Here is a 24617-nt window from a genome sequence, read left to right on the forward strand (position 1 = left end):
CTCCTCGTCGCTCGCCGCTCCTGACGGGCCCGATCATGCCCTCACGCGTCGCGGCGGAGCATCCGGGACACGAGCACGACCGCGGCGGCGGCGAACCAGCCCGCCGCCAGCCCGGTGCTCGACACGAGCCCGGCGGTCGGCAGCGGGTCGCGCAGCACGTCGACCCCGGCGGACCAGCCGTCGGTGAGCAGGAACGGGCGGATCGGCTCCAGGGCGGGGATCGCGCCGAGCACCCCGGACAGGATGATCCCGCCGAGCACCGAGGACAGCACCACCAGCGGGTGCTCGGTGAACGACGACACCGCCAGCGCCACCGCGCCGACCGCGGCGAGCTGCCCCAGCGTCCACAGCGCGACCAGGGCGATCCGGCCGACGGCCGACGTCAGGTCCAGCACCGAGCCGGACATCGTCAGCAGCGCGCCGCCGTCGCCGACGACCGCGGGGGGCCCGATCAGCGCCCATCCCGCCACCAGCCCGACCACGCAGACCACCGCGACCGCGACCGCGGCCACCACCAGCACCCCGAACGCCTTCATCGCGACCAGCCGCAGCCGCCCCACCGGGGCCAGCAGCAGCCCGCGCAGGGTGCCGTGCTGGGCCTCCCCGGCGATCGCGTCCGCCGCCGCGACGGTGACGACCAGCGGCAGCAGCAGCGCCATCAGCAGGGTCAACGCCGCGACGGGCAGGGTCAGCCCGTTGCCGACGACCTGCGAGAGCAGGCCGCGGCGCGGCCCGTCGGCCAGCACGAGCCCGACCGCCATCAGGACCGGCACCGCCCCGAGCAGCGCGACCATCACCCAGGTCCGGGGCCTGCGCAGCACCCAGCGCAGCTCGGCCCCGAGCAGCCGCCGCCACGACACCGGCCGGGGCGGGGCGGGCGGGGCGCTCACGCGTCGCCCTCGGTGATCCGGGTGAACAGCTCCTCCAGGCCGGTGCGGCGCCGGGCCAGCCCGTGCACCGCCACCCCGGCCCCGACGAGTCCGGCGAACAGCCGCGGCCCGTCGGCGTCGGCGGCCAGGACGACGGCCGCGCCCTCGGCCCGGGCGTCGGCGCCCGCGGCCCCGAGCTCCCGCAGCGCCGCCGCCGGGTCGGTGGTCGCGATCTCCCAGTCACCGTCGGCGGCGCCGAGCAGCCGGTCCAGCGGTCCCGCCGCGAGCAGCGTGCCCTGCTTGAGCACGGCCACGTGCGTGCACACCGCCTCGACCTCCGACAGCAGGTGCGACGACAGCAGCACCGTCGCCCCGCCCGCCCGCAGCTCGGCGACGATCGCCCGGATCTCCCGTGTCCCGGCCGGGTCGAGGCCGTTGGTGGGTTCGTCGAGCACGACGAGCCGCCGCGGGACGAGCAGCGCCGCGGCCAGCCCGAGACGCTGCTTCATCCCGAGGGAGTAGCCGCGGAACCGGCGACCGGCGGCCGCGGCCAGCCCGACCCGCTCCAGGGCCGCCTCCACCGCGGGCCGCACCTCGCCCGGCGCGAGCCGCGGCTCGGTCGCCGCGACCCGGCGCAGGTTCTCCCGCCCGGACAGGAACGGGTGGAACCCCGGCCCCTCGACCAGCGCGCCGACGTCGGGGAGCGTCGTGGCGAGCCCGCCCGGTACCGGGAGCCCGAGCAGCTCGACGCTGCCCGAGGTCGGCGTGGTCAGCCCGAGCAGCATCCGGATCAGCGTCGTCTTGCCCGAGCCGTTGGGGCCGAGCATGCCGAACACCGACCCGGCCGGGACGTCGAGGTCCACGCCGTCGACGGCGGTGACCCGCCCGAACACCTTGCGCAGGTCCCGGACGCGGGCGGCCGGGTGCGGCTCGTCCGCGGCCCCGTCCGCCACGTGGCCGGCGGGGGCGGAGCGGGTGGTCGTCACCGGGCCAGGGCCTCGCCGAGGACGTCCGGGCCGACGGCACCGGCGGCGACGCGGCCGTCGTCGGTCAGGATCGCCGAGCCCGCGTTCGTGGTGATCTCGCGGCCGGCGCCCCACGGTCCGGACACCGGGGTGCCGAGCGCGGACAGGTCCGGGCCCTGCCGGTCGCCGGAGCGCTGCGGGACGCGGCCGACGACCACGGTGTCCCAGCCGTCGCCGACGACGGTCGGCGCGGCGGCCCGTGCGGGCGTGCCGCCGGGACCCCCGGGGCCGGGCTGCTCCACCGTCCCGGCGGTGCCGTCGCGGACGGTCGCGCCGGGCGGCGGGGTGAAGGTGAACAGGGCCGGGTCCTGCGGGCCGAACGTGACGTCGTCGAACCCGATCCGCAGCACCGGGTCGGTCCCGGCGCCGAGGACGGTCAGCTCCAGTGGGGTCCGGGTCTGCGCGTCGACGGCGGCGCGGACCTCGCGCAGCACGGTGCGCTCACCGGGCTTCGGCGCCAGGACCAGGGTGTAGGCGGGGCGGCCGGCGACCTCGGTGGTGCCGTCGACCCGCAGCACGCTGGTGGCGCTCAGCCGCGCGACGACGGTCCGGGCGACCTCGGCCGGGTCCTTCGCGGCGTCGGCGTCCGGGGTGTGTCCCCGGCTCGGGAACCGGGTCGCGGTGCGGTCGGTGGAGTCGTAGGCCCAGGTCGTGGCGCCGTCGCGGACGTAGGTGCGCTCGCCGTCGTCGCGGGGGACGGCGAGGCGGCCGTCGCCCTTCCCGTCGGACCAGACCCGTGCGGTGGAGGTGCCGTCGGTCAGCCCGTCGGAGGGCAGCCCCGGTACGGCGGGCAGCCCCAGCCGGTTGTCGACGGCGACGGTGCCGGCCAGCGCGACCGGCTCCGCCGCGACGACCGAGGCGACGAGCTGCTCCGGGGTGACCGGCGGCAGCTCGGGGGCGGCGGAGGCCCGCGTGCTGAGCAGGCCCACCGACAGCGACACGGTGAGGGCGACGGCGAGGGCGGCCGCGAGGACCACGGCGATCCCGCCGCGTCGCAACCGGGATGCGGAGGTCATGACCCCAGAGTGCCCGAGTGTCACCCGATCGTGCAGCGGCCGGTCGGACCGACTCAGACCGACGCGGCGGCGGGCTCGGGCGCGGCGGTGCCCGCCGGGGCGCCGGTCGGGGTGGCGCGGGGGTCGACGGGGGCCGGGCGGGTCGCGGTACCGGCCCACACCCAGGCGGCCGCGGCGGCGGTCAGCCCGGCGCCGAGCACGTGCAGCGACACCAGCAGCTCCGGGACCCCGAGGGCGTACTGGACCCCGCCGAGCGCGCCCTGGGCGAGGACGACCACGACGAGCACCCGGAAGCGGCGCACCAGCGCCCGCGGAGCGGACACCGCGTGCAGCAGGAACCCGAGCCCGACCAGGGTGCCGAGGTAGAGGAACAGCGTGTCCACGTGCAGCTGCGCGAGCGCAGGGATCGGCACGTCCAGGCGCGGGGTCTCCGGGTCCCCGCCGTGCGGGCCGGCCGCGGTGACCAGGGTCCCCGCGACGAGCAGGACGCCCAGCACGGCGGTGGAGAACAGCACCAGCCCACGCCCGGCGACGGGCACGGTGCGGGTCACCGGGCCGTCGGCCTCGCCGGCGGCGCCGACGAGCAGCACGGCGAACCAGACCAGCACCATCGAGGCCAGGAAGTGCAGCATCACCGTCCACCAGGCCAGCCCGAGCAGCACGGTGATCCCGCCGATGACGGCCTGCGCGACGACGCCGAGTGGCATCGCCAGCGCCAGCCCGGTGAGGCGGCGCCGCCGCGGCCGGGTGTACAGCGCGCCGAGCAGCGCCGCGCCCGCGGTGAGCACCACCAGGATGCCGAGCAGTCGGTTGGAGAACTCGATCCACATGTGCAGCGGCGCGATCTCGGCGTGGTCGACCGGGATCATGCTGCCCGGCTCGCACTGCGGCCAGGTCGAGCAGCCGAGGCCGGAGCCGGTGACCCGGACCACCGAGCCGGTCACCCCGATCCCGATCTGGGCGACGAGGTTCGCGATCGCCAGCCGGCGCATCAGCACCGGCGGGGTGGAGGGCACGCGCGACAGCAGCACACTACGCATCGTAGAAGACGGGGCTCAGGTCCAGCGCACCAGCCGCGACGCCGCCACCCCGGCGACGACCGCCCAGCCGGTCAGCACCAGCAGCGGCCCGGCCGCGGGGAACTCGCCCGCGCCGAGGGCCGAGCGCAGCGCCTCGGCCAGCGCGCCCGAGGGCAGCCACGGCGCGAGTGCCGCCAGCGGCCCGGGCAGGTCCGCGACCGGCACGACGATCCCCCCGGCCAGGAGCAGCGCGAACCACACCAGGTTGGCGACGGCGAGCACGATCTCCGCGCGCAGCGTCCCGCCCAGCAGGATGCCCAGCGCCCCGAACGCGGCCGCGCCCAGCAGCACCGCCAGCGCGGCGCCGTCGAGCCGGGCACCGGCCGGGGACCACCCCAGCAGCGCCGCGAGCACGCCGAGCAGCACCACCTGGATCACGACGACGGCGGCCACCGCGGCCAGCCGCCCGCACACCAGCAGCCAGCGGGGCAGCGCCGTCGCGGCCAGCCTGCGCAGCGCGCCGTAGCGGCGGTCGAAGCCCAGCGCGATGGCCTGGCTGGTGAACGCCGAGCTCATCACGGCCAGCGCCAGCATGGAGGCGAACAGCCACGCCACCCGCGGCTCCGGGGCGGGCACCGCCGGGACGAGCGTGAGCCCGGCGAGCAGGGCCGCCGGGATGAGCAGGGTCAGCAGCACCTGCTCGGCGTTGCGCAGCGCGAGCCGGGTCTCCAGCCCACCCTGGGCCCGCAGCATGGTCAGCGCGTTGCCGCGGCCGGGGGCGGGGGTGAACAGGCCCTCGGGGAAGGGGGTCGTCACGGGCGCAGCTCCCGTCCGGTGAGGTCGAGGAAGACGTCCTCCAGGCTGCGGCGCACGACCTGGACGTCGTCGGCGAGCACGCCCTGGTCGGCGCACCACGAGGTGATGGCGGCGAGTGCGCCCGGGTCGATCCGGCCGCGGACCCGGTAGCGGCCGGGGGCGGTCTCGCAGCTGGCGTAGCCGGCGGGCAGCCGGGCGTCGAGACCGGCGACGTCCATCCCGGGCCGGGCCCGGAACCGCAGCTCGGTCTGGTCGCCCGCGGTGAGCTGGGCGGGCGAGCCGTGTGCGACGACCCGGCCGTGGTCGATGATCACGACGTCGTCGGCCAGCTGCTCGGCCTCGTCCATCAGGTGGGTGGTCAGCAGCACCCCGACGCCGTCGCGGCGCAGCGCCCGGACCAGGTCCCACACCAGGTGGCGGGCCTGCGGGTCCAGACCGGCGGTCGGCTCGTCGAGGAACACCAGCTCCGGGCGCCCGACGACGGCGCAGGCCAGCGCCAGGCGCTGCTGCTCCCCGCCGGACAGCCGCTTGTACGGGGTGCCCGCCCGCGGGCGCAGGCCGAGCACGTCGAGGAGCATGTCGACGTCGAGCGGGTGCGCGGCACAGTCCGCGACCAGGTGCAGCATCTCCCCGGTCCGCACGGCCGGGTAGGCGCCGCCGCCCTGCGGCATGACGCCCACCCTGGGGCGGACGGCATCGTCGGCCGGGTCGTGGCCGAGGACCCGCACCCGTCCGGCCGAGGGTGCCCGGAACCCGGTGCACACCTCGACGGTCGAGGACTTGCCGGCGCCGTTCGGGCCGAGCAGGGCCAGCACCTCGCCGCGGGCGAGGTCGAGGTCGATCCCGTCGACGGCGGTCGTGGCCCCGTAGCGCACGACGAGGCCGCGGATCTCCAGGGCTGCGCTCACCGGGCGGGCTCCGGGTCCGACGGCGCGCGGGTGGCACCGGGGGCCACGGTGTCGCCGGTGTCGCCGGTGTCGCCGCCGGGGGAGCGGATCAGCCGGGCGACCACGTACAGCGCGAGGGTGTACATGGCGGCGCCCGCGGTGATGGCCAGCGGCAGCTGGAACCCGCGGAAGAAGAAGTCGGCGCCGGTGGGCGGCACGGCCAGCGCGAGCACCACCGACAGCAGCAGCAGGCCGCGGCGGTAGAACGGCATCGCCCGGGTCACGACCAGCGGCAGCAGCGCCCAGAACAGGTACCAGGGGTGCACGACCGGGCCGAGCAGCACGACGGCGCCGAGCCCGAGGCCCGTGCCGGTGACCGGGTCGACCTTCCCGCGCAGGCAGCCGAGCAGCAGCACGACCACGATCACCGCGATCGGCAGCACGAACAGGCTGCGCATCAGGCCCATCGTGGTCTCGGTGTGGTCGCCGAGCCCGGCGAGCCGGCCGACCTGCCCGGCGAGCAGCCCCAGGTTGGTGCTGATCGACATGGGCGAGATGAGCACGCTGGGTGCGGACAGCCCGCGCACCCAGTTGAACCCCAGCCCGGTGGCCAGGCTGAAGAAGGTGAGCACGGCCGCGGCGATCGCGGACAGCCAGGCCGTCATCACGGCCCAGTCGAGGAGCCTGCCGCCGCGCCTGCGGACCAGGTACACGCCGACGAAGCCGAGCGCGAGCAGCGCCGGGAGCTTCACCGAGGCCGCGGCGACGACCAGCGCGGCACCGCCGGTGATCCGCCACCACGGCTGGACCGTGTCGTCGCGCCCGAGCATCACCCACAGCCCGAGCAGCAGCAGCGGCAGCATGATCGACTCGTTGTGGATGCCGCTGACCATGTGGAACAGCACCAGCGGGTTCGCCGCGCCGAGCCACAGGACCAGGCCGGCGTCGAGGTCGAACCGGGAGGCCAGCCGGGGCAGCACCCACACCATCAGCGCGACGCCGAGCAGCGCGAGCAGCCGGTGCTCGAGGATGCCGAGCACCACGTTCTCCCCGGACAGCGCGGTGATCCCGCGGCCGAGGCCGAGGAACAGCGGGCCGTAGGGCGCCGGGGTGTCGCGCCAGACCGTGGGGATCCCGCGGACCAGCGGGTCGTCGATGCCGAGCGCCTGCGCCGGACCGATCGAGTACGGGTCGATCCCGCGGGCGAGCGTCGCACTCTGGGCGAGGTAGCTGTAGATGTCCTTGGAGAACATCGGCGGCGCCAGCGCCAGCGGCACCCCCCACAGGATCGCGGTGCGGCCGAGCTCGCGGCGCTCGGGCGCGGGGTGGTGCGCTCCGCGGGTGGTGAGCATCCGGGCGATCCACAGCCAGGCCGTGACCACCATGAGCAGGCCCGCGTAGGTGACGGCGATCGCGAGGGTGACGTTGCGCGAGGGCAGCCCGATCACGCGCAGCCCGTTGAGCGGGTTCGGCACCGGGAACGCCCCGGAACCCAGCGCGCTGATCCCCATCAGCAGGGCGCCGGTCAGGCCGAGGATCCGCGCGATCCGGGCCTGCTCACGCAGGCCGCGCCGGGCCCGGTGGCCGGTCGACGGTGGTGTGGCGGGGGGATCGGACGGCGCCGCACGCGTCGGGGGGTCGTCGCGCCCGGGCGGGGCGACCTCGGGCGTCACCATGGGAGAAGAGGTTAGTGGTGCGGCCACGGGGGGTCCGGTACCGGCCCTCACCTGCGGGTGGAGTGAGCCCGGTCACCACGGCGGGGGGTCTGTTTTGCCGTGCCGGGCCATATACGCAACACTGATGTTGTGAAAACGGACCGGACAGCGCCGCGGCGCCTCGACGACCCTGCCTGCGGGCACGGCGTCGGCGGCGACGCCGTGGTGCCCGCCGGGTCCGGGACGGGTACCCGCGCCCTCGTGGCGCGGGTGCTCATGGAGCAGGGTCCGGTCACGGCCGCCGTCGTGGCGGCCGAGCTGGAGCTCACCGAGGCCGCCGTGCGCCGGCACCTCGACGCGCTGATCGCCGACGGCGAGGCGGAGGTCCGGGCCCCGGCCCGGTCCGCCCGTCCGCGCGGCCGGGGCCGTCCGGCCCGGGAGTACCTGCTCACCGACACGGGCCGGGTCCGGTTCGGGCACGGGTACGACGACCTGGCCACCCAGGCACTGCGCTTCCTCGCCGAGACGGCGGGGGAGGAGGCGGTCGACGCCTTCGCCCGGCACCGGGTGCGCGAGCTGCTCGGGTCCGACCTCGATGCGGTGACCGCCCCGGCGGAGCCCGCGGAACGGGTCGAAGCGCTGGCCCGGGTGCTCAGCGCCCGTGGCTACGCTGCGCAGGCCCGCCACGGCGGCTTCGGGGTGCAGCTGTGCCAGCACCACTGCCCGGTGGCCCACGTGGCCACCGAGTTCCCGGAGCTCTGCGAGGCCGAGACGCGTGCCTTCGCCGAGCTCCTGGGTACGCACGTGCAGCGGCTGGCCACGATCGCCCGCGGCGACGCCGCGTGCACCACACACGTCCCGCTCGAGGATCCCGAACTCCTCGCGCGGGCGAGAGGTAAGAAGCAAGGCCGTTCCGTCACCGTGAGTGGAAGACCCACTGCGCAGGTGCGGCAGGTGCAAGAAGAAGGGGGCCCCGTCGACGGCGGGACCCTCTCCCACCACGGTCCCCGAAAGGGAGGCAGTCCTTATGACGACCACTCCTGATGTGCGCACCGAGCTCACGCAGGAGGAGACGATCGCGGCGCTCGGCCGGTACGACTTCGGCTGGGCCGACTCCGACGAGGCGGGCTCCATCGCGAAGCGTGGCCTGTCCTCCGAGGTCGTCGCCGACATCTCCCGCCTGAAGAGCGAGCCCGAGTGGATGCTGGAGTTCCGGCAGAAGGCGCTCGACATCTTCGGCAAGAAGCCGATGCCGCGCTGGGGCTCCGACCTGTCCGGGATCGACTTCGACAACATCAAGTACTTCGTGCGCTCCTCGGAGAAGCAGGCCGCCACCTGGGACGACCTGCCCGAGGACATCAAGAACACCTACGACAAGCTGGGGATCCCGGAGGCCGAGAAGGCCCGCCTGGTCTCCGGTGTCGCCGCGCAGTACGAGTCCGAGGTCGTCTACCACTCGATCCGCGAGGACCTCGAGCAGCAGGGCGTCATCTTCCTGGACACCGACACCGCGCTGAAGGAGCACCCGGAGCTGTTCCGGGAGTACTTCGGCTCGGTCATCCCGTCCGGTGACAACAAGTTCTCCGCCCTGAACTCCGCGGTCTGGTCCGGTGGCTCGTTCATCTACGTGCCGCCGGGCGTGCACGTCGACATCCCGCTGCAGGCCTACTTCCGGATCAACACCGAGAACATGGGCCAGTTCGAGCGGACGCTGATCATCGTCGACGAGGGTGCCTACGTGCACTACGTCGAGGGCTGCACCGCGCCGATCTACAAGACCGACTCGCTGCACTCGGCCGTCGTCGAGATCGTGGTCAAGAAGGGCGGCCGCTGCCGCTACACCACGATCCAGAACTGGTCGAACAACGTCTACAACCTGGTCACCAAGCGCGCCAAGGCCGAGGAGGGCGCGACCATGGAGTGGGTCGACGGCAACCTCGGCTCCAAGGTGACCATGAAGTACCCGGCCGTGTGGCTGATGGGCGAGCACGCCAAGGGCGAGGTCCTCTCGATCGCGTTCGCGGGCGAGGGCCAGCACCAGGACGCCGGCGCCAAGATGGTCCACCTCGCGCCCAACACCTCCTCGACGATCGTGTCGAAGTCGGTGGCGCGCGGCGGCGGGCGTACGTCCTACCGCGGCCTGATCCAGGTCAACCCGCGGGCGCGCAACTCCCGCTCGACGGTGAAGTGCGACGCGCTGCTGGTCGACACGATCTCGCGCTCGGACACCTACCCCTACGTCGACATCCGCAACGACGACGTGTCGATGGGGCACGAGGCCACCGTCTCCAAGGTCTCGGACGACCAGCTCTTCTACCTGATGAGCCGCGGTCTGACCGAGGACGAGGCCATGGCCATGGTCGTGCGCGGGTTCGTCGAGCCCATCGCGCGCGAGCTGCCGATGGAGTACGCGCTGGAGCTGAACCGGCTGATCGAACTGCAGATGGAGGGTTCCGTCGGATGACGACGAGTGACGTTGCCGGCCTCGCGCCCGAGCTGAAGGGCGCCAAGGAGGGGCAGGGCGAGGTCCCGATCGCCTCGGCCGGCGAGCGCTTCCAGTCCTTCGACGTGGAGGCGTTCGAGGTCCCCGGTGGCCGCGAGGAGAACTGGCGGTTCACCCCGCTGCGCCGGCTCAAGGGCCTGCACGACGGCAGTGCCGCGTTCGAGGGCACCGCGCCGGTCTCGGTCACCGAGGCCGTCGGGGTGACCGTCGAGAAGGTCGGCCGCGACGACGCCCGGATCGGCGAGGGCGGTGTCCCGTTCGACCGGGTCGCCGCCGCGGCCTGGTCCGGGTTCGGCGAGGCCACCCTGGTCACCCTGGACGGGGAGAAGCTCGACCCGGTGACCGTCACCGTGGACGGCCCCGGCGAGGGCGTCACGGCGGCCGGCCACCTGCACATCCGCACCACCCCGCACACGCAGGCCACGGTCGTCGTGGTGCACCGGGGGTCGGGCGTGCTGGCCGACAACACCGAGGTCGTCCTGGGCGACGGCTCGCAGCTCACGCTGGTCGTGACCGAGGAGTGGGCCGACGACGCCGTGCACGTGGGCGCCGAGCACTACTCGATCGGGCGCGACGCCACCCTGCGGGCCACCACGGTCCAGCTGGGCGGCGACCTGGTCCGGGTCTCCTCGACCGTGCGCTACGCCGGCCCCGGCGGCGACGCCGAGCTCGTCGGGCTCGGCTTCACCGACGCCGGCCAGCACCTCGAGCAGCGGCTGCTGGTGGATCACGCGGTGCCGAACTGCAAGTCCAACGTGCTCTACAAGAACGCGCTGCAGAGCCTGACGAAGGACTCCTCGCACGTGGTGTGGATCGGCGACGTGCTGATCCGGGCCGCCGCCGAGAACACCGAGACCTTCGAGTTCAACCGGAACCTGGTGCTCACCGAGCACTGCCGCGCCGACTCCGTGCCCAACCTGGAGATCGAGACCGGCGAGATCGTGAGCGCGGGCCACGCCAGCGCCACCGGCCGGTTCGACGACGAGCAGCTGTTCTACCTGCGCAGCCGCGGCATCCCCGAGGACCAGGCGCGTCGCCTGGTCGTCCGCGGGTTCTTCGGCGAGGTCCTGAACAAGATCACGCTGCCGGAGCTCAAGGAGCGCCTCGAGGCGGCCGTCGAGGCCGAGCTCGCGCTCACCGGCGTCTGAGCGCAGCTCGGCACCGATTCCGCACACTTCCCGAATACGGAGCGACCACCACCGATGTCCACTCTGGAGATCAAGGACCTGCACGCCTCGGTCGAGACCGAGGACGGCCCCAAGGAGATCCTGCGCGGTGTGAACCTCACCGTCCGCGCGGGCGAGACGCACGCGATCATGGGGCCGAACGGCTCCGGCAAGTCCACGCTGGCCTACGCCATCGCCGGGCACCCGAAGTACACCGTCACCGGTGGCGAGGTGCTGCTGGACGGCGAGAACGTCCTGGAGATGTCGGTCGACGAGCGGGCGCGGGCCGGGCTGTTCCTGGCCATGCAGTACCCGGTCGAGGTCCCGGGCGTGTCGATGGCGAACTTCCTGCGCTCGGCGGCCACCGCCACCCGCGGCGAGGCGCCGAAGCTGCGGACCTGGGTCAAGGAGGTCAAGGAGGCCATGGCCGGCCTCGACATCTCCCCGGAGTTCGCCGACCGCTCGGTCAACGAGGGCTTCTCCGGCGGTGAGAAGAAGCGCCACGAGGTGCTCCAGCTCGAGCTGCTGAACCCGAAGTTCGCCGTGCTCGACGAGACCGACTCCGGCCTCGACGTCGACGCCCTGCGCGTCGTGTCCGAGGGCGTGAACCGGTACCGGTCGAGCGGCGAGACCGGCGTCCTGCTGATCACGCACTACACGCGGATCCTGAACCACATCAAGCCGGACCGCGTGCACGTGTTCTCCGGCGGCCGTGTCGTCGAGTCCGGCGGCCCCGAGCTGGCCGACGAGCTGGAGAAGAACGGCTACGTCCGGTTCACCCAGGCCGACAAGGCGGCGGCGGACCAGAAGGCACTGGCCTGACCATGACCCTCACCCACGGAACCGGGACCACGGCCGGCCTCGACGCCGACGCCGTGGCCCGGATCCGGGCGGACTTCCCGATCCTCGCGCGCACCGTGCGCGAGGAGAAGCCGCTGGTCTACCTCGACTCCGGTGCGACCTCCCAGCGGCCGCGCCAGGTGCTCGACGCCGAGCGCACGTTCCTGGAGCGGCACAACGCGGCCGTCCACCGGGGCGCGCACCAGCTCGCCGAGGAGGCCACCGACGCCTACGAGTCCGCTCGGGCACGCATCGCGGCGTTCGTCGGTGCGAACGACGACGAGGTCGTGTTCGTCAAGAACGCGACCGAGGGCATCAACCTGGTCGCCTACGGCCTGGGCAACGCCTCGGTCCGGACCGGGCTCGACGCCGCCTCCGAACGGTTCGCGCTCGGCCCCGGTGACGAGGTCGTCGTCACCGAGCTGGAGCACCACGCGAACCTCATCCCGTGGCAGGAGCTGTGCCGGCGGACCGGCGCGACCCTGCGCTGGTACTCCGTCACCGACGACGGCCGGATCGACCTCGACTCGCTCGAGCTCACCGACCGGACGCGGGTCGTGGCGTTCACCCACCAGTCGAACGTCACCGGCGCCGTCGCGCCGGTCGCGCAGCTGGTGGAGCGGGCCGCCGCGGTCGGCGCGCTGACCGTGCTCGACGCCTGCCAGTCGGTGCCGCACATGCCGGTCGACCTGCACCGGCTCGGGGTGGACTTCGCGGTCTTCTCCGGGCACAAGATGCTCGGGCCCTCCGGGGTCGGCGTCCTCTACGGCCGCCGGGAGCTCCTCGAGGCGCTCCCGCCGTTCCTCACCGGTGGCTCGATGATCGAGACCGTCCGGATGGAGGGCGCGACCTGGGCGCCGCCGCCGCAGAAGTTCGAGGCCGGGGTGCCGATGACGTCGCAGGCCGTCGGCCTCGGCGCCGCGGTCGACTACCTCGGGGCGATCGGGATGGACACCGTCGCCGCGCACGAGGCGTCGCTGACCGCGGCCGCGCTCGAGCAGCTGTCGGCGATCGACGGGCTGCGCATCGTCGGCCCGCCCGGGGCGGAGCTGCGCGGGGGAGCGGTGTCGTTCGTCGTGGACGGCATCCACGCCCACGACCTGTCCCAGGTGCTCGACGACGCCGGTGTCGCCATCCGCGTGGGTCACCACTGCGCCTGGCCGCTGCACCGGCGCTTCGGCATCGTGGCCAGCGCCCGGGCGTCGTTCGCGGTGTACAACACCCTGGACGAGGTCACCGCGCTGGCCGACGGGGTGCGCGCCGCCCAGACGTTCTTCGGGACGGTGTGACGTGCAGCTCCAGCAGATGTACCAGGAGATCATCCTGGACCACTACCGCGACCCGCACGGTGCCGGTCTGCGCGAGCCCTACGACGCCGAGACCCACCACGTGAACCCCACCTGCGGGGACGAGGTCACGCTGCGGGTCAAGGTCGACGGGGACGTGGTCACCGACGTGTCCTACGAGACGTTGGGCTGTTCGATCAGCCAGGCGTCGGTGTCGGTGCTGCACGACCTCGTCGCTGGCAAGCCGGTCGGCGAGGCGTGGAAGATCATGGCGTCGTTCCAGGAGATGGCCCAGGGACGCGGCAGGGTCGAGCCCGACGAGGACGTCATCGGCGACGGCGTGGCCTTCGCCGGCGTCGCCAAGTACCCGGCGCGGGTCAAGTGTGCTCTCCTGGGCTGGATGGCATTCAAGGACGCGGTGAGCCGCACCGACGCCCGCATCGAGAACTCCGAGGGGAGTCCGGCATGAGCGAGACCACCGAACAGAGCACCTCCGAGGACGTGGTGCGCGGCGCGGCGGGCATGCCCGAGCCGCCCGCCCGGGCCGACGCCGGTGACGGCGCGACCCTCGAGGCCCTGGAGGAGGCGATGAAGGACGTCGTCGACCCCGAGCTGGGCATCAACGTCGTCGACCTCGGCCTCGTCTACGGCATCGACCGGGACGGCGGGACCGCCGTCATCGACATGACGCTGACCTCGGCGGCCTGCCCGCTGACCGACGTGATCGAGGAGCAGACCCGCTCCGCGCTCACCGCCGGTCCCGACGGCGGCCTCGTCGACGACGTCCGGATCAACTGGGTCTGGATGCCGCCGTGGGGCCCCGAGAAGATCACCGAGGACGGCCGCGAGCAGCTGCGGGCCCTCGGCTTCCGGGTCTGACGACCCCGCACCGCCCCCGACGGGCCGGATCCCCACCAGGGGGTCCGGCCCGTCGTCGTCTCACGGGAAGTAGACCTCCCGCAGCCGGTCCTCCAGCCCCGCGACGGCGCCGGTGTCGACACCGAGGTGCTCCTCCAGCGCGTCCCGGACCCGGGCGGGGGAGGTGAGGTCGTGCCGCGCCACGTCGCCGTCGGCGGTGCGCACGGTGAGCCGGGTCCCGTCGAGGGTGGTCCGGTGCTCCGGGGTGGTGCGCGCGGCGACGAGCCCGGTCCGGAAGTGCGAGGCCGGGTGGTGGGTCAGGTACCAGGAGCCCATCGCGAAGTCGACGTCCGGGGCGGGGACCAGGTCGAAGACGTACTGGTCGGCCCAGTCACCGCTGCCGCGCCGCTGCAGGACCCAGGCACCGTGGTCGTCGCGGGCGTAGCGGTAGGTCGCCTGCGGGGTCGGCTGCTCCAGCCCGGCGACGAGCCGCAGCGCGGTGGTCGGCACCGTCGAGCCGAACCCGGCGTCGACGGTGAAGCGGCCCTCCGTGGTGTCGACGAGGGTGAGCCGGTGGGTGCGCGACGTCGGCGGGTCCGCCGGGGCCAGCCCGAGGCGGACCCGGCCGACGAGCGGGGTGACCTGGTACCCCACCGCGCCCAGCACGTCGTACAGCAGGCGGTTGTGCTCGAAGCACCAGCCGCCGCGCCGGCCGTGGACCAGCTTCGCCGCGACGCCGTCGGAGGTGGTCGGCGGCTCGACACCGGTGAACGGGTCGAGGTTCTCGAACGGGATGGTCGCGTTGTGCGCGGTCACGACCCGGTCGAGCAGCGCTCGGTCCGGTGTCGCCCGGTCGACCCCGAGGAGGTCGAGGTACGCGTCGGCGGAGGTGGTCACCGTGCTCGTCATGGTGCCCGAGGCTGTCACCTCGACCCGGGTTCAGGTCAAGGATCAGCGTTCGCGGGCGCCGCGCAGCGCCCACGCCCGCAGGTGGGAGTAGCCGCGGGTGTGCAGTGTCGCGATCCGCCGCAGGTCGAAGCGCGGGTCGTCGCGCAGCGACTCGAACATCTCCTTGTCGACCAGCACCGTGTCCGGGCGGGCCTCGGAGGTGAGCCGGGCCGCGACGTTGACGACCTCGCCGTAGACGTCGCCGTAGCGGGCCAGCACCATGCCGTGGGCGAGGCCGATCCGCAGCTGCGGCAGCGCCGGCTCGGTCCGGACCCGGTCGCGCAGGCCGAGCGCGATGGCGGCGGCGTCGGCGGGGTGTTCGGTGACGTAGAGGACCTCGTCGCCGACGGTCTTGATCACCCGGCCCCGGCCGTTCGCGATGACCTCGGTCGTCACCGAGCCGAACCGCTCGATCATCTCGCCGAGCTCGTCCATCGAACGGCGGCGGGTGGTGCGGGTGAAGCCGACCATGTCGGCGAACCCGACCGACAGCGGCCAGGTGTCGGCCGCGATGTCCGCGGCGTCCATCCGCTGCGCCCCCGCGACCCAGCGCGACGCGGTCGCCGCGAGGTGGCGGCGCCACACGTAGGACTGCAGCGACTCCAGCTCGGGCAGCACGTCGGCGGCGAGCCGGGCCGCGTCGCGCGGGGTCAGCTCGCCGCCGATGTGTGCGGCGGCGACCTGGGCGAGCATGCCGATCTGCCACTCGGCCAGTCGCGACAGCGACTGCGCGACCGCGCGGGCGACAGCCTCGCGGGCGTTCTTGTCGGGCAGCCAGTCCCGGGTGAGGCGGGCGACGGTGCTGGCCGCCTCCAGGTCGGCGCGGGTGTAGACGCGGTCCTCCGGGTCGGAGTCCGCGAACCCCAGCGCCCGCCAGAGCCGCCCCGACTCCTCCGGGTCGAGCCCCGCGGCCTCCACCAGCTCGTCGCGGGTGAACTCGCGGGGCGCGCCCAGGATGAACTCGTCCAGCGCCCCGCCGTCGATCTCGCTCCAGTCGATCGAGGCGGGGTCGGGCAGCGGACGGGGCGGTCCGGGCTCGGACGTCACGCGATCACGTGGTGTGCACGACGAGCACGTCCACGCCGGCACGGCGGGTCGCGTCGGCGGGCACCGAGCCGAGCAGCCGCCCGGAGAAGGTGTTCAGACCGCGGTTGCCGATCACGAGCAGGTCGGCGCTGTGCTCCTTGACCGCCTTGCGGAGCACGTCGACCGGCGCGCCGTCCTCGGCGAAGGTCGAGACGTCCTTCGCGCCGGCGGCGGCGGCCCGGTCGGCGGCCTCGCGCAGCGCCTCCTCGGCGGGGGTCCAGCCGGTGACGAGGAAGGCCTCGTCCTTCAGCGCGTCCTCCGCGGCCGAGGTGTCCTCCCGGCTGGCCGGGGTGTAGGCGGAGACGATGACCAGCTTCGCGCCGCTGTCCGCGGCCACCCCGGCCGCACGCTCGACGGCCGCGAACGACGTCGACGAGCCGTCGGTGCCGACGACGATGGTCTTGTATGCGGACACAGGTGCCTCCCGGGGGAACGGTCGCGCGTCGCCGGTCCTGCGGCCGGCGTCACCGCGTGCGACGACGTTACTACGTGGTATCCGATCAACTTGTCCCGACTCCCTTCCGTCATCGCCCTTTCGAGTGAAATGCGGCGGCCGATCGCAGCATGTGCGCTCGTACGGGTGGCGGAGCGGCTCGGAACACCCCGGCCATCCCGGCGAGGGTGCCGGTCAGGTCGTCGCGGCCGGTGAGGAACGCGCGACCGCTGCGGCCGGCGAAGAACGCGTCGAAGAAGTCCGGCACCAGCCGCGGCGGCATCTCCAGCACGGTGCGCAGACCGTGGCGGCGCAGGCGGTGCACGGCGCGGGCCGACCGGGGCCAGAGCAGCCGGCGGGCCGCCGTCGTCGCGGCGGCCGGGTCGTGCGGCAGGTGCCGGGCCAGCTCGGCGGCCAGCTTCGGGGCCAGCCCGAGCGCGGGGGCGACGCTGAACCCGGTCGCGGGGTGCACCAGCGGGGTCGCCGCCCCGAACCCGACGGGGTGCCGTGGGCCGCGCGGGGTGTCGACCGGGAAGCGGACGCGCTCGACGGGGGCGGAGTCGGGCACGGCGACGCCCGCCCCGGCGAGCCGGGCCGCGAGCCGGTCGCGCAGCTCGGGCAGCCCCAGCCCCGGCCGTCGTGCCAGGGAGGTCTCCTCCAGCAGGACGGTGCCGTCGCCGTAGGGGACGGCGTAGAGGAACGTCGGCCAGTCCGTCCACCCCGGGCGGTGCGGGCCGGGGGAGCGCCAGTCCATGAAGACGGCCTCGCCGGGCCCCACCACCGGCGCGGCCACCCGCTCGTCGACGACGACGCCCCACGCGGTCTGCTCGGTCCCGCCCGCCGGGCCGGGGCGCAGCCGCGACGGTGCCCCGGTGGCGTCGACGACCAGGGCGGCGTCGACGACGCGTGCCGTGTCGTCCCGCGGGGCGCCGCCGTCACCGGGGCCGCCGCTCCCGCCCCGGCCGCCCGGAGGATGCAGCCGCACCCGGTACCGGTGCCCGTCGGGCCGGACGTCGCCGGCGGCGGCGCGCCCGGGCAGCACCGTGACCCCGGCGAGCCGGGTGTCGAGGTGGGCGCGCAGCCCGGCGGTGTCGAGCACGGCGTACGGGCCCAGCGCGCGGGTGCCACCGCCGGGCAGCACGGCCACCGCCTCCGGCCGGGTCGCGACCATCGCCGCGGGCAGGTGCGGGGGGAGCTCCTCGGGCCACGCGCAGTAGGTGGCCGTCCACGCCCGCTCCGGGGCGGGGTCGGCGAGCGTGGTGCGCAGCCCGGCCTCCGCGCACGCCGCCGCGAGCGCCCGCCCGGCCGGACCACCACCGAGCACCAGCACGTCGGCCACCGTCGTTCCGGGGGCACCCGACCGGCTCGACGACGCCGTCCCGCTCCTCGTCCCCGTCATCGCGGGCCCGGCCGGTGCCGGCCGGCGGACAGGCTGCCGCCGTCGATCCGCAGGGTGGCCCCGGTGACCCAGGACGCGGCGTCGGAGACGAGGAACGCCACCGCCTCGGCGACGTCCGCGGGCTCGCCGAGGCGCCCCAGCGGGTAGCCCGCGACGACGGACGCCTCGTCGTGGGCGTAGAGCGCCTCGGCGAACCTCGTCCGCACCACGGCGGGGGCGACGGCGTTGACCCGGACACCGGGGCCGAGCTGGCCGGCCAGCTCCTCGGTCAGGGTGAGCAGCGCGGCCTTCGACGCGCCGTAGGCCCCGATGACGCCGGTGGGCCGCAACGCCGCGACCGAGGCGACGTTGACGACGGCGCCGCCGTGCGCGCCCATCCACACCCGGTGCGCCTGCTGGACGAACCCGAGCGCGGCGACCACGTTGACGTCGAGGATCCTGCGGACGGCGTCGAGGTCGGCCTCGACCAGCGGCCCGTGCTGGGGGTTGATCCCGGCGTTGTTGACCAGCACGTCCAGCGAGCCGAACGCGGCCACCGTCGCCTCCGCCGCGGCGGCCCGGTGCGCCGCGTCCCCGACGTTGCCGGCGACGGCGAGCACCCGGCCGGTACCGACCCCCGCGCCCGCCGCGAGCTCCGCCGCCGCCGCGTCGAGCTCCGGGGCGCGCCGGCCGGTGATCGTCACCGACGCGCCGCGCGCCAGCAGCGCGGCGGCGACGCCGTACCCGATGCCCCGCGAGGCGCCGGTGACCAGTGCCGCCCGACCGGCCAGGGAGGTGAGATCGGTCATGGGGCCCGACCCTACGTGGGGAATCCGGTGGACCCGGCCGGTACTGTGGACGCGTGATCCTGATCGAGTAGACCGGCGCACCCGGGCACCGCCGTGCCCGCACCCCGGTCCTCTCAGCGTCACTCCTCGTCCTCCGTCTGGAGCTCCTCCACGTGATCACCACGACCGACCTCGAACTGCGCGCCGGATCCCGCATCCTGCTCTCCGGTGCCACCCTGCGGGTGCAGCCCGGCGACCGGATCGGTCTGGTCGGGCGCAACGGCGCCGGCAAGACCACCTCGATGCGGGTGCTGGCCGGCGAGGGCGAGCCGTACTCCGGGCAGCGGAGCGCGAACTCCCCGGTCGGCTACCTGCCGCAGGACCCGCGCGAGGGCGACCTGTCGGTCACGGCCAAGGACCGGGTGCTCTCGGCCCGCGGCCTGGACGTGCTGCTGGCGAAGATGGAGAAGGCGCAGACGGCGATGGCCGAGCTGGCCGACCCGGCCGCGAACGACAAGGCGGTGCGCGAGTACGGGCGGCTCGAGGAGCGGTTCTCCGCCCTCGGCGGCTACGCCGCGGAGTCCGAGGCCGCGCGGATCTGCACCCACCTGGGGCTGCCCGAGCGGGTGCTGGCCCAGCCGATGCGCACGCTCTCGGGCGGTCAGCGCCGGCGCGTGGAGCTGGCCCGGATCCTGTTCGCCGCCTCCGACGGCGGGTCGCAGTCGGCGACCACGCTGCTGCTCGACGAGCCCACCAACCACCTCGACGCCGACTCGATCACCTGGCTGCGCGGGTTCCTGCAGCAGCACGAGGGCGGTCTGGTCGTCATCAGTCACGACACCGACCTGCTGGCCGCGGTGGTGAACAAGGTCTGGTTCCTCGACGCGACCCGCGGCGAGGCCGACCAGTACAACATGGACTGGAAGCGCTACCTGGAGGCGCGCTCCACCGACGAGAAGCGTCGTCGCCGCGAGCGGGCCAACGCCGAGAAGAAGGCGTCCGCACTGCACGTCCAGGCCGCCAAGATGGGGGCGAAGGCCACCAAGGCCGTCGCCGCCAAGAACATGGCCCGCCGGGCCGACGCCCTGCTCGCCGGACTCGACGACGAGCGTCAGGCCGACCGCGTCGCGCACATCCGGTTCCCGACCCCGGCGCCCTGCGGGCGCACCCCGCTCACCGCGGAGAACCTGTCCAAGGCCTACGGGTCGCTGGAGGTGTTCACCGGGGTGGACCTCGCGGTGGACCGCGGGTCGAAGGTCGTGGTGCTGGGCTTCAACGGCGCCGGAAAGACCACGCTGCTGCGGATCCTGGCCGGCACCGAGGAGTCCGACTCCGGCGGGGTCGTGCCCGGCCACGGGCTGCGACGGGGCTACTTCGCCCAGGAGCACGACACGCTCGACATGGACGCCTCGGTCTGGGACAACATCCGTCACGCCAGCCCGGACGCCGCCGAGCAGCAGCTCCGGACCCTGCTCGGGTCGTTCATGTTCTCGGGGGAGCAGCTCCAGCAGCCCGCCGGGACGCTGTCCGGCGGTGAGCGGACCCGGCTCGCCCTGGCCGGTCTGGTGTCCTCGGCGGCGAACGTGCTGCTGCTCGACGAGCCGACGAACAACCTGGACCCGGCCAGCCGCGAGCAGGTGCTCGACGCGCTGCGCCGCTTCGAGGGTGCCGTCGTGCTCGTCACCCACGACCCGGGTGCGGTCGAGGCGCTGGAGCCGGACCGGGTGATCGTCCTGCCCGACGGCACCGAGGACCACTGGTCGGCCGACTACCTGGAACTGGTCCAGCTCGCGTGACCGGTCACCGCACGCAGCGGTGATCACCCGACCGGACCACCAAGATCATCGGACGTGTCTCGGCCGTCCCGCGTGCGGCCCCCGGAATCGTGCACGACCCGTTCCGACGGGGTAATCGACTGCGCTGCCCGACGGATGACGATTCCGAACGGTACCCGCGGTGCTGCGCCGTTCGGGGTAACCGTTCGCCGATCGCGTTTTCCGCGTTCTGGTCATAAATCGTCAACTGGATCATCATGGCCTGATCGTCGCGCCAGATGCGGCGGTCCGCGGGGGCATCCGCGGAGGGGATGAGGAGGGCCGATGGCCGAGCTGAAGAAGGGCGCCCGGATCACCGGGACGCAGCGGGGCAAACTCGCTGCCGACCTGAAGAAGAAGTACGAGAAGGGCGCCAGCATCCGTTCGCTGGCCGAGCAGACCGGGCGGTCGTACGGCTTCGTCCACCGGGTCCTGTCCGAGACGGGTGTGACGCTGCGCGGGCGCGGCGGCGCCACCCGTACCAAGAAGAAGTAGTCCTCTCGTCGGCGCCGCCGACCGGGTCGAGCAGCGAGCCCGGGGCGGCGTCGTCGTGCGTCCGGGGTGTGTCGTGGGGCGCCCCGCGCGGGATCACCGCGCCCGCCCGCCGAACGCGCCGTAACGTGAACCCTCGCCGTCCACCACCGGCGAAGGGGAACACCGTTGGATCGCCCGCTCACCCTGATGCGCGGGGTCATCCGGGGGGCGGACTCGACGTCCATCCGCCGTGGCTCCATCGCGCGGGGTACCTGGCCCCGGATCTGGGGCTTCGTCCGGCCCTACCGCCGCTGGCTGCTGTCCTACCTGGCCCTGACCACCGTCACCGCCGTGATCGGCGTCGCGACGCCGGTGCTGGCCGGGCGCGTGGTCAACACGATCGTCGCCGCGAACGACCTGCCCGACGCCGCCCGCGTCGTGATGGTGATCGCCGGGGCGATCGCCGGGATGGCCGTCCTGGAGGCGGTGGTCGGGCTCGCCGGCCGCTGGTTCTCCGCGCGGCTCGGCGAGGGACTCATCGAGGACCTGCGGGTGGCGGTGTTCCGCCACGTCCAGTCGATGCCGCTGGCCTTCTTCTCCCGCACCCGGACCGGGGCGCTGGTCAGCAGGCTCAACAACGACGTGATCGGCGCCCAGACCGCCATCACCGGCACCCTGTCCACGGTGCTGTCCAACAGCATCCAGCTCGTGCTGGCCATCGCGGTCATGATCGGTCTGGCCTGGCAGGTCACCGTGCTGGCGATGCTGCTGCTGCCGGTGTTCGTGCTCCCGGCCCGGCGGATGGGGACCTGGCTCGCGGAGCTGCGCCGCGAGGCCGCCGAGCTCAACGCCACCATGGGCAACCAGATGACCGAGCGCTTCTCCGCGCCCGGCGCCACCCTGGTGAAGCTGTTCGGCGACCCCGACTCCGAGGCCGCCGTCTTCCGTGGCCAGGTGTCGCGGGTGCGCGACATCGGTGTCCGGTCGGCGATGGTGTCGCGGTTGTTCGTCACCGCGCTGCAGCTGGTGTCGGCACTGGCCCAGGCGATGATCTACGGCCTCGGCGGCTACCTCGCGGTGACCGGGGCGATCCCGGCGGGCACCGTCGTCGCGCTCGGGCTGCTGCTGACCCGGCTCTACACCCCGATGACGGCGCTGGCCAACGCCCGCGTCGACGTGATGACCGCGCTGGTCGCCTTCGAGCGGGTCTTCGAGGTGCTCGACCTGCGCCCGATGCTGACCGAGCGGCCCGACCCGGCCGCGCTGCCCGACGGCCCCGTCGACGTCACCCTGCGCGGGGTCCGGTTCACCTACCCCAGCGCCACCGACGTCTCCCTGGCCTCGCTGGAGGAGGTCGCCGTGCTCGACCAGCGGGTCAACACCGAGGTGCTGCACGGCGTCGACCTGCACGTCCACGGTGGCGGGCTGCTGGCCCTGGTCGGGTCGTCCGGGGCCGGGAAGTCCACGCTCGCCTCGCTGGTCCCCCGTCTCTACGACGTCGACGCCGGCGCGGTGGAGCTGTCCGGGGTGGACGTGCGGGACCTGTCGTTCGCCACGCTGCGCGGCGCCGTCGGGATGGTCACCCAGGACGGCCACCTGTTCCACGACACCATCGCCGGCAACCTGCGCTACGCCTCGCCCGACGCCACCGACGACGAGATGGTCGACGCACTGCGCCGCGCCCGGCTCGGCGACCTGCTCGACACGCTGCCCGACGGCCTCGACACGGTGGTGGGGGAGCGCGGCTACCGTCTGTCCGGCGGTGAGCGCCAGCGCCTGACCATCGCCCGGCTGCTGCTGGCCCGCCCGCGGGTGGTGATCCTCGACGAGGCCACCGCGCACCTCGACTCCGAGTCCGAGGCCGCGGTGCAGGAGGCGTTGGCCGAGGCGCTGGTCGGGCGGACCGCGATCGTCATCGCGCACCGGCTGTCCACCGTGCGGGCGGCCGACCGGATCGCGGTGCTGGAGGGCGGGCAGGTCGTCGAGTCCGGCACCCACGACGAGCTGCTGGCCGCCGACGGCCGCTACGCCACGCTCTACCGGACCCAGTTCCTCCCGGCGGCGACGACCGCGGGCTGAGCCACGCCGGCGGGCCCGGCGCTCAGGCCCGGCCCGCCAGCGGGTCCGCCACCTCGGCACCGGGCTCGGCCACCGCGGCGACGGCGGCGAACAGCAGCGCGACGCCGACCGCGCCGGGGTCCGGCGCGCCCTTCGCGCGCTCGCCGACGTAGGACGCGCGGCCGTGCCGGGCCGCGAGCTCCGCGGTCCGCTCGGCGCCGTCGAGGGCCGCGGCCGCCGCGGCGGCGTACCCCGAACGGTCGAGCGCGGTCACGGCCGGGGCCAGCGCGTCGACCATCGTCCGGTCGCCCACCTCGGCCTCGCCGACCCGCTGGATCGCGGTCAGCCCGGCCCGGGCACCCGCGGCGAACGCGGCCGCGTCGGCCGAGCCGTAGGACAGCGCGCGGGCGATCTCGGAGAACAGCAGGCCCAGCAGCGGGCCGCTGGTGCCGCCGACCTCGTCGAGGAAGACCTCGCCGAGCGCGCCGAACCCGCGCTGTGGTCCGCGCCCGGCCGACGCGACGGCCAGCCGGACCCCGGCGCGCAGGTTGTCGCCGTAGTCGCCGTCGCCGGAGTGCTGGTCGAGGTCGGTGAGCACGCCGTGGCCGTCCTCGACGGCCCGGGCGAAGCGGGCCAGCACGGCGTCCTGGTCGAGGGGGTGGCCGGTCATGAGGTCTCCGTCCGGGGGAAGGCGGCCGTCTGCGCCGGCGCGGTCCACAGGGCCGTCCACTCCGGGCGCATCCGGGTCAGGGTGAGCGAGAACCCGGCCATGTCCAGGGCGGGGACGAACGTGCCGACGAGCAGGCCCACCCGCTCCAGTCCGCGCGCCTCCAGCCCGGCGGCGGCCAGCTCGGCGAGCACGTAGAGCTCCAGCAGTGCCGTGCCCCCCATGCCGTTGACGACCAGGACGACCTGGTCGGGGCCGTCGGGCAGGCCCGCGACGACCTCGTCGAGCATCCGGTCGACGAGCTCCTCGGTGGGCGGCCGGTCGACCGAGTGCCGGGCCCGCTCGCCGTGGATGCCGACGCCGTAGTCGAGCTGACCGTCGAGGGCGAACGCGGGCTCCCCGGTGCGCATCGAGGTCTGCGCGCGGGAGGCGACGGCGAGGCTGCGCGAGGCGGCGGCGACGTCCGCACCGAGCGTCGCGAGCTCGGCCAGCCCGGCGCCGGTGTCCGCGGCGGCGCCGAGGATCTTCTCGACGACGACGGTCGCCGCGGTCCCGCGCCGCCCGGTCGCGGTGTCGAGCCCGTCGGTGGCCAGGTCGTCGTCGACGAGGACGCGGGCGACGTCGACGCCCTCCATCCGCAGCCGCTCCGCGGCGATGCCGAAGTTGATCCGGTCGCCGGTGTAGTTCTTGACGATGTGGATCACCCCGTCCGGGCCCGCCGCGGCCCGGGACGCGTACAGCACGGCCTTGTTGTGCGGGGAGGTGAACACCGGCCCGGGGGCGACGGCGTCGAGCATCCCGCGGCCGAGGAACCCGGCGTGCAGCGGCTCGTGGCCGGAACCCCCGCCGGAGACCAGCCCGACCCGCCTGCCGGGAGCCCGGTGGCGCGCGAGGAGGTGGATCGGGTCCTCGTGCAGCGCGACGAGGTCGGGGTGGGCCCGGGCGAACCCGCGGACGGCGGCCGGGACGGGGTCGTCGCCCGCCGGGTGGAAGGGGAACGGCATGGCGCCGATCATGCTGGCCGGGGGCGG

General features: G+C 74.4%; 24 protein-coding genes. 10 read left to right on the forward strand and 14 right to left on the reverse strand.

The features are described 5' to 3' along the window. Positions 1-41: 41 nt before the first annotated feature. Genes ND486_RS01440 through mptB form a run of 7 tightly spaced genes read right to left on the reverse strand, consistent with a single transcriptional unit; the run spans position 42 to position 7308 of the window. Positions 42-890 (reverse strand): ABC transporter permease, encoded by an 849-nt coding sequence (locus ND486_RS01440; protein ID WP_251782399.1) that lies wholly within the window; start codon positions 888-890, stop codon positions 42-44. Continuing rightward, complete coding sequence (locus tag ND486_RS01445) at positions 887-1855, reverse strand: ABC transporter ATP-binding protein (RefSeq protein WP_374231358.1); 969 nt, start codon at positions 1853-1855, stop codon at positions 887-889. Before ND486_RS01445 ends, ND486_RS01440 begins: the two co-directional genes overlap by 4 nt. Further along, complete coding sequence (locus ND486_RS01450) at positions 1852-2910, reverse strand: outer membrane lipoprotein carrier protein LolA (protein ID WP_251782400.1); 1059 nt, start codon at positions 2908-2910, stop codon at positions 1852-1854. Before ND486_RS01450 ends, ND486_RS01445 begins: the two co-directional genes overlap by 4 nt. A gap of 53 nt (positions 2911-2963) precedes the next feature. Further along, positions 2964-3950, reverse strand: coding sequence for a heme A synthase (locus ND486_RS01455; protein ID WP_374231359.1), 987 nt, complete (start codon positions 3948-3950; stop codon positions 2964-2966). A 15-nt stretch (positions 3951-3965) separates the two neighbouring features. Next, positions 3966-4745, reverse strand: coding sequence for an ABC transporter permease (locus tag ND486_RS01460; protein WP_073574729.1), 780 nt, complete (start codon positions 4743-4745; stop codon positions 3966-3968). Beyond that, a complete protein-coding gene (locus ND486_RS01465) occupies positions 4742-5653 on the reverse strand; it encodes an ABC transporter ATP-binding protein (protein ID WP_251782402.1) in 912 nt (303 codons plus the stop codon). Before ND486_RS01465 ends, ND486_RS01460 begins: the two co-directional genes overlap by 4 nt. After that, on the reverse strand, positions 5650-7308 hold the full coding sequence (mptB, locus tag ND486_RS01470) for a polyprenol phosphomannose-dependent alpha 1,6 mannosyltransferase MptB (protein WP_251782403.1): 1659 nt from the start codon (positions 7306-7308) through the stop codon (positions 5650-5652). Before mptB ends, ND486_RS01465 begins: the two co-directional genes overlap by 4 nt. A 201-nt stretch (positions 7309-7509) precedes the next feature. Between mptB and ND486_RS01475 the strand changes: the two genes are divergently transcribed. The 7 genes from ND486_RS01475 to ND486_RS01505 are packed head-to-tail and all read left to right on the forward strand — an operon-like array spanning position 7510 to position 13961. Then, a complete protein-coding gene (locus ND486_RS01475) occupies positions 7510-8331 on the forward strand; it encodes a transcriptional regulator (RefSeq protein ID WP_251782980.1) in 822 nt (273 codons plus the stop codon). After that, a complete protein-coding gene (gene sufB, locus ND486_RS01480; protein WP_062395386.1) occupies positions 8315-9751 on the forward strand; it encodes a Fe-S cluster assembly protein SufB in 1437 nt (478 codons plus the stop codon). Before ND486_RS01475 ends, sufB begins: the two co-directional genes overlap by 17 nt. After that, on the forward strand, positions 9748-10938 hold the full coding sequence (sufD, locus tag ND486_RS01485) for a Fe-S cluster assembly protein SufD (RefSeq protein WP_251782404.1): 1191 nt from the start codon (positions 9748-9750) through the stop codon (positions 10936-10938). Before sufB ends, sufD begins: the two co-directional genes overlap by 4 nt. 54 nt (positions 10939-10992) lie before the next feature. Beyond that, the gene (sufC, locus tag ND486_RS01490; RefSeq protein WP_251782405.1) at positions 10993-11778 is read left to right on the forward strand and encodes a Fe-S cluster assembly ATPase SufC; all 786 of its coding nucleotides are present in this window, start codon (positions 10993-10995) and stop codon (positions 11776-11778) included. A gap of 2 nt (positions 11779-11780) precedes the next feature. Further along, positions 11781-13085, forward strand: coding sequence for a cysteine desulfurase (locus ND486_RS01495; protein WP_062395382.1), 1305 nt, complete (start codon positions 11781-11783; stop codon positions 13083-13085). A gap of 1 nt (position 13086) precedes the next feature. Further along, on the forward strand, positions 13087-13551 hold the full coding sequence (gene sufU / locus ND486_RS01500) for a Fe-S cluster assembly sulfur transfer protein SufU (RefSeq protein WP_062395379.1): 465 nt from the start codon (positions 13087-13089) through the stop codon (positions 13549-13551). Continuing rightward, the gene (locus ND486_RS01505) at positions 13548-13961 is read left to right on the forward strand and encodes a metal-sulfur cluster assembly factor (RefSeq protein WP_020624271.1); all 414 of its coding nucleotides are present in this window, start codon (positions 13548-13550) and stop codon (positions 13959-13961) included. The genes sufU and ND486_RS01505 overlap by 4 nt, the downstream gene beginning before the upstream one ends. A 60-nt stretch (positions 13962-14021) precedes the next feature. Here the strand turns inward: ND486_RS01505 and ND486_RS01510 are convergent, their stop codons facing one another. The 5 genes from ND486_RS01510 to ND486_RS01530 form a co-directional block, all read right to left on the reverse strand. Further along, on the reverse strand, positions 14022-14849 hold the full coding sequence (locus ND486_RS01510; RefSeq protein ID WP_251782406.1) for an arylamine N-acetyltransferase: 828 nt from the start codon (positions 14847-14849) through the stop codon (positions 14022-14024). A 42-nt stretch (positions 14850-14891) separates the two neighbouring features. Further along, the gene (locus tag ND486_RS01515) at positions 14892-15935 is read right to left on the reverse strand and encodes an adenylate/guanylate cyclase domain-containing protein (protein ID WP_251782407.1); all 1044 of its coding nucleotides are present in this window, start codon (positions 15933-15935) and stop codon (positions 14892-14894) included. Positions 15936-15939: 4 nt separating this feature from the next. Continuing rightward, on the reverse strand, positions 15940-16389 hold the full coding sequence (locus ND486_RS01520) for a universal stress protein (RefSeq protein WP_179762678.1): 450 nt from the start codon (positions 16387-16389) through the stop codon (positions 15940-15942). A gap of 109 nt (positions 16390-16498) precedes the next feature. Continuing rightward, complete coding sequence (locus tag ND486_RS01525; RefSeq protein ID WP_251782408.1) at positions 16499-17746, reverse strand: lycopene cyclase family protein; 1248 nt, start codon at positions 17744-17746, stop codon at positions 16499-16501. A gap of 56 nt (positions 17747-17802) precedes the next feature. Next, a complete protein-coding gene (locus ND486_RS01530; protein WP_208824405.1) occupies positions 17803-18594 on the reverse strand; it encodes an SDR family oxidoreductase in 792 nt (263 codons plus the stop codon). Between the two features lie 152 nt (positions 18595-18746). On the opposite strand from ND486_RS01530, the gene ND486_RS01535 reads away from it, so the two are divergent. From ND486_RS01535 to ND486_RS01545, 3 genes are all read left to right on the forward strand, one after another. Then, on the forward strand, positions 18747-20369 hold the full coding sequence (locus tag ND486_RS01535) for an ABC-F family ATP-binding cassette domain-containing protein (RefSeq protein WP_062395368.1): 1623 nt from the start codon (positions 18747-18749) through the stop codon (positions 20367-20369). A gap of 303 nt (positions 20370-20672) precedes the next feature. After that, entirely contained in the window at positions 20673-20882 is a 210-nt protein-coding gene (locus ND486_RS01540; protein WP_010240451.1) for a helix-turn-helix domain-containing protein, read from the forward strand. A gap of 165 nt (positions 20883-21047) precedes the next feature. Continuing rightward, positions 21048-22940: an ABC transporter ATP-binding protein gene (locus ND486_RS01545; RefSeq protein WP_374231360.1), complete on the forward strand. Its 1893-nt coding sequence runs from the start codon at positions 21048-21050 to the stop codon at positions 22938-22940. Positions 22941-22962: 22 nt separating this feature from the next. Here the strand turns inward: ND486_RS01545 and ND486_RS01550 are convergent, their stop codons facing one another. Continuing rightward, entirely contained in the window at positions 22963-23589 is a 627-nt protein-coding gene (locus ND486_RS01550) for a DAK2 domain-containing protein (RefSeq protein ID WP_251782409.1), read from the reverse strand. Further along, on the reverse strand, positions 23586-24590 hold the full coding sequence (locus tag ND486_RS01555) for a dihydroxyacetone kinase subunit DhaK (RefSeq protein WP_251782410.1): 1005 nt from the start codon (positions 24588-24590) through the stop codon (positions 23586-23588). Before ND486_RS01555 ends, ND486_RS01550 begins: the two co-directional genes overlap by 4 nt. Positions 24591-24617 lie beyond the last annotated feature (27 nt).

Source organism: Pseudonocardia sp. DR1-2, from assembly GCF_023717215.1.
GTDB lineage: Bacteria > Actinomycetota > Actinomycetes > Mycobacteriales > Pseudonocardiaceae > Pseudonocardia > Pseudonocardia alni.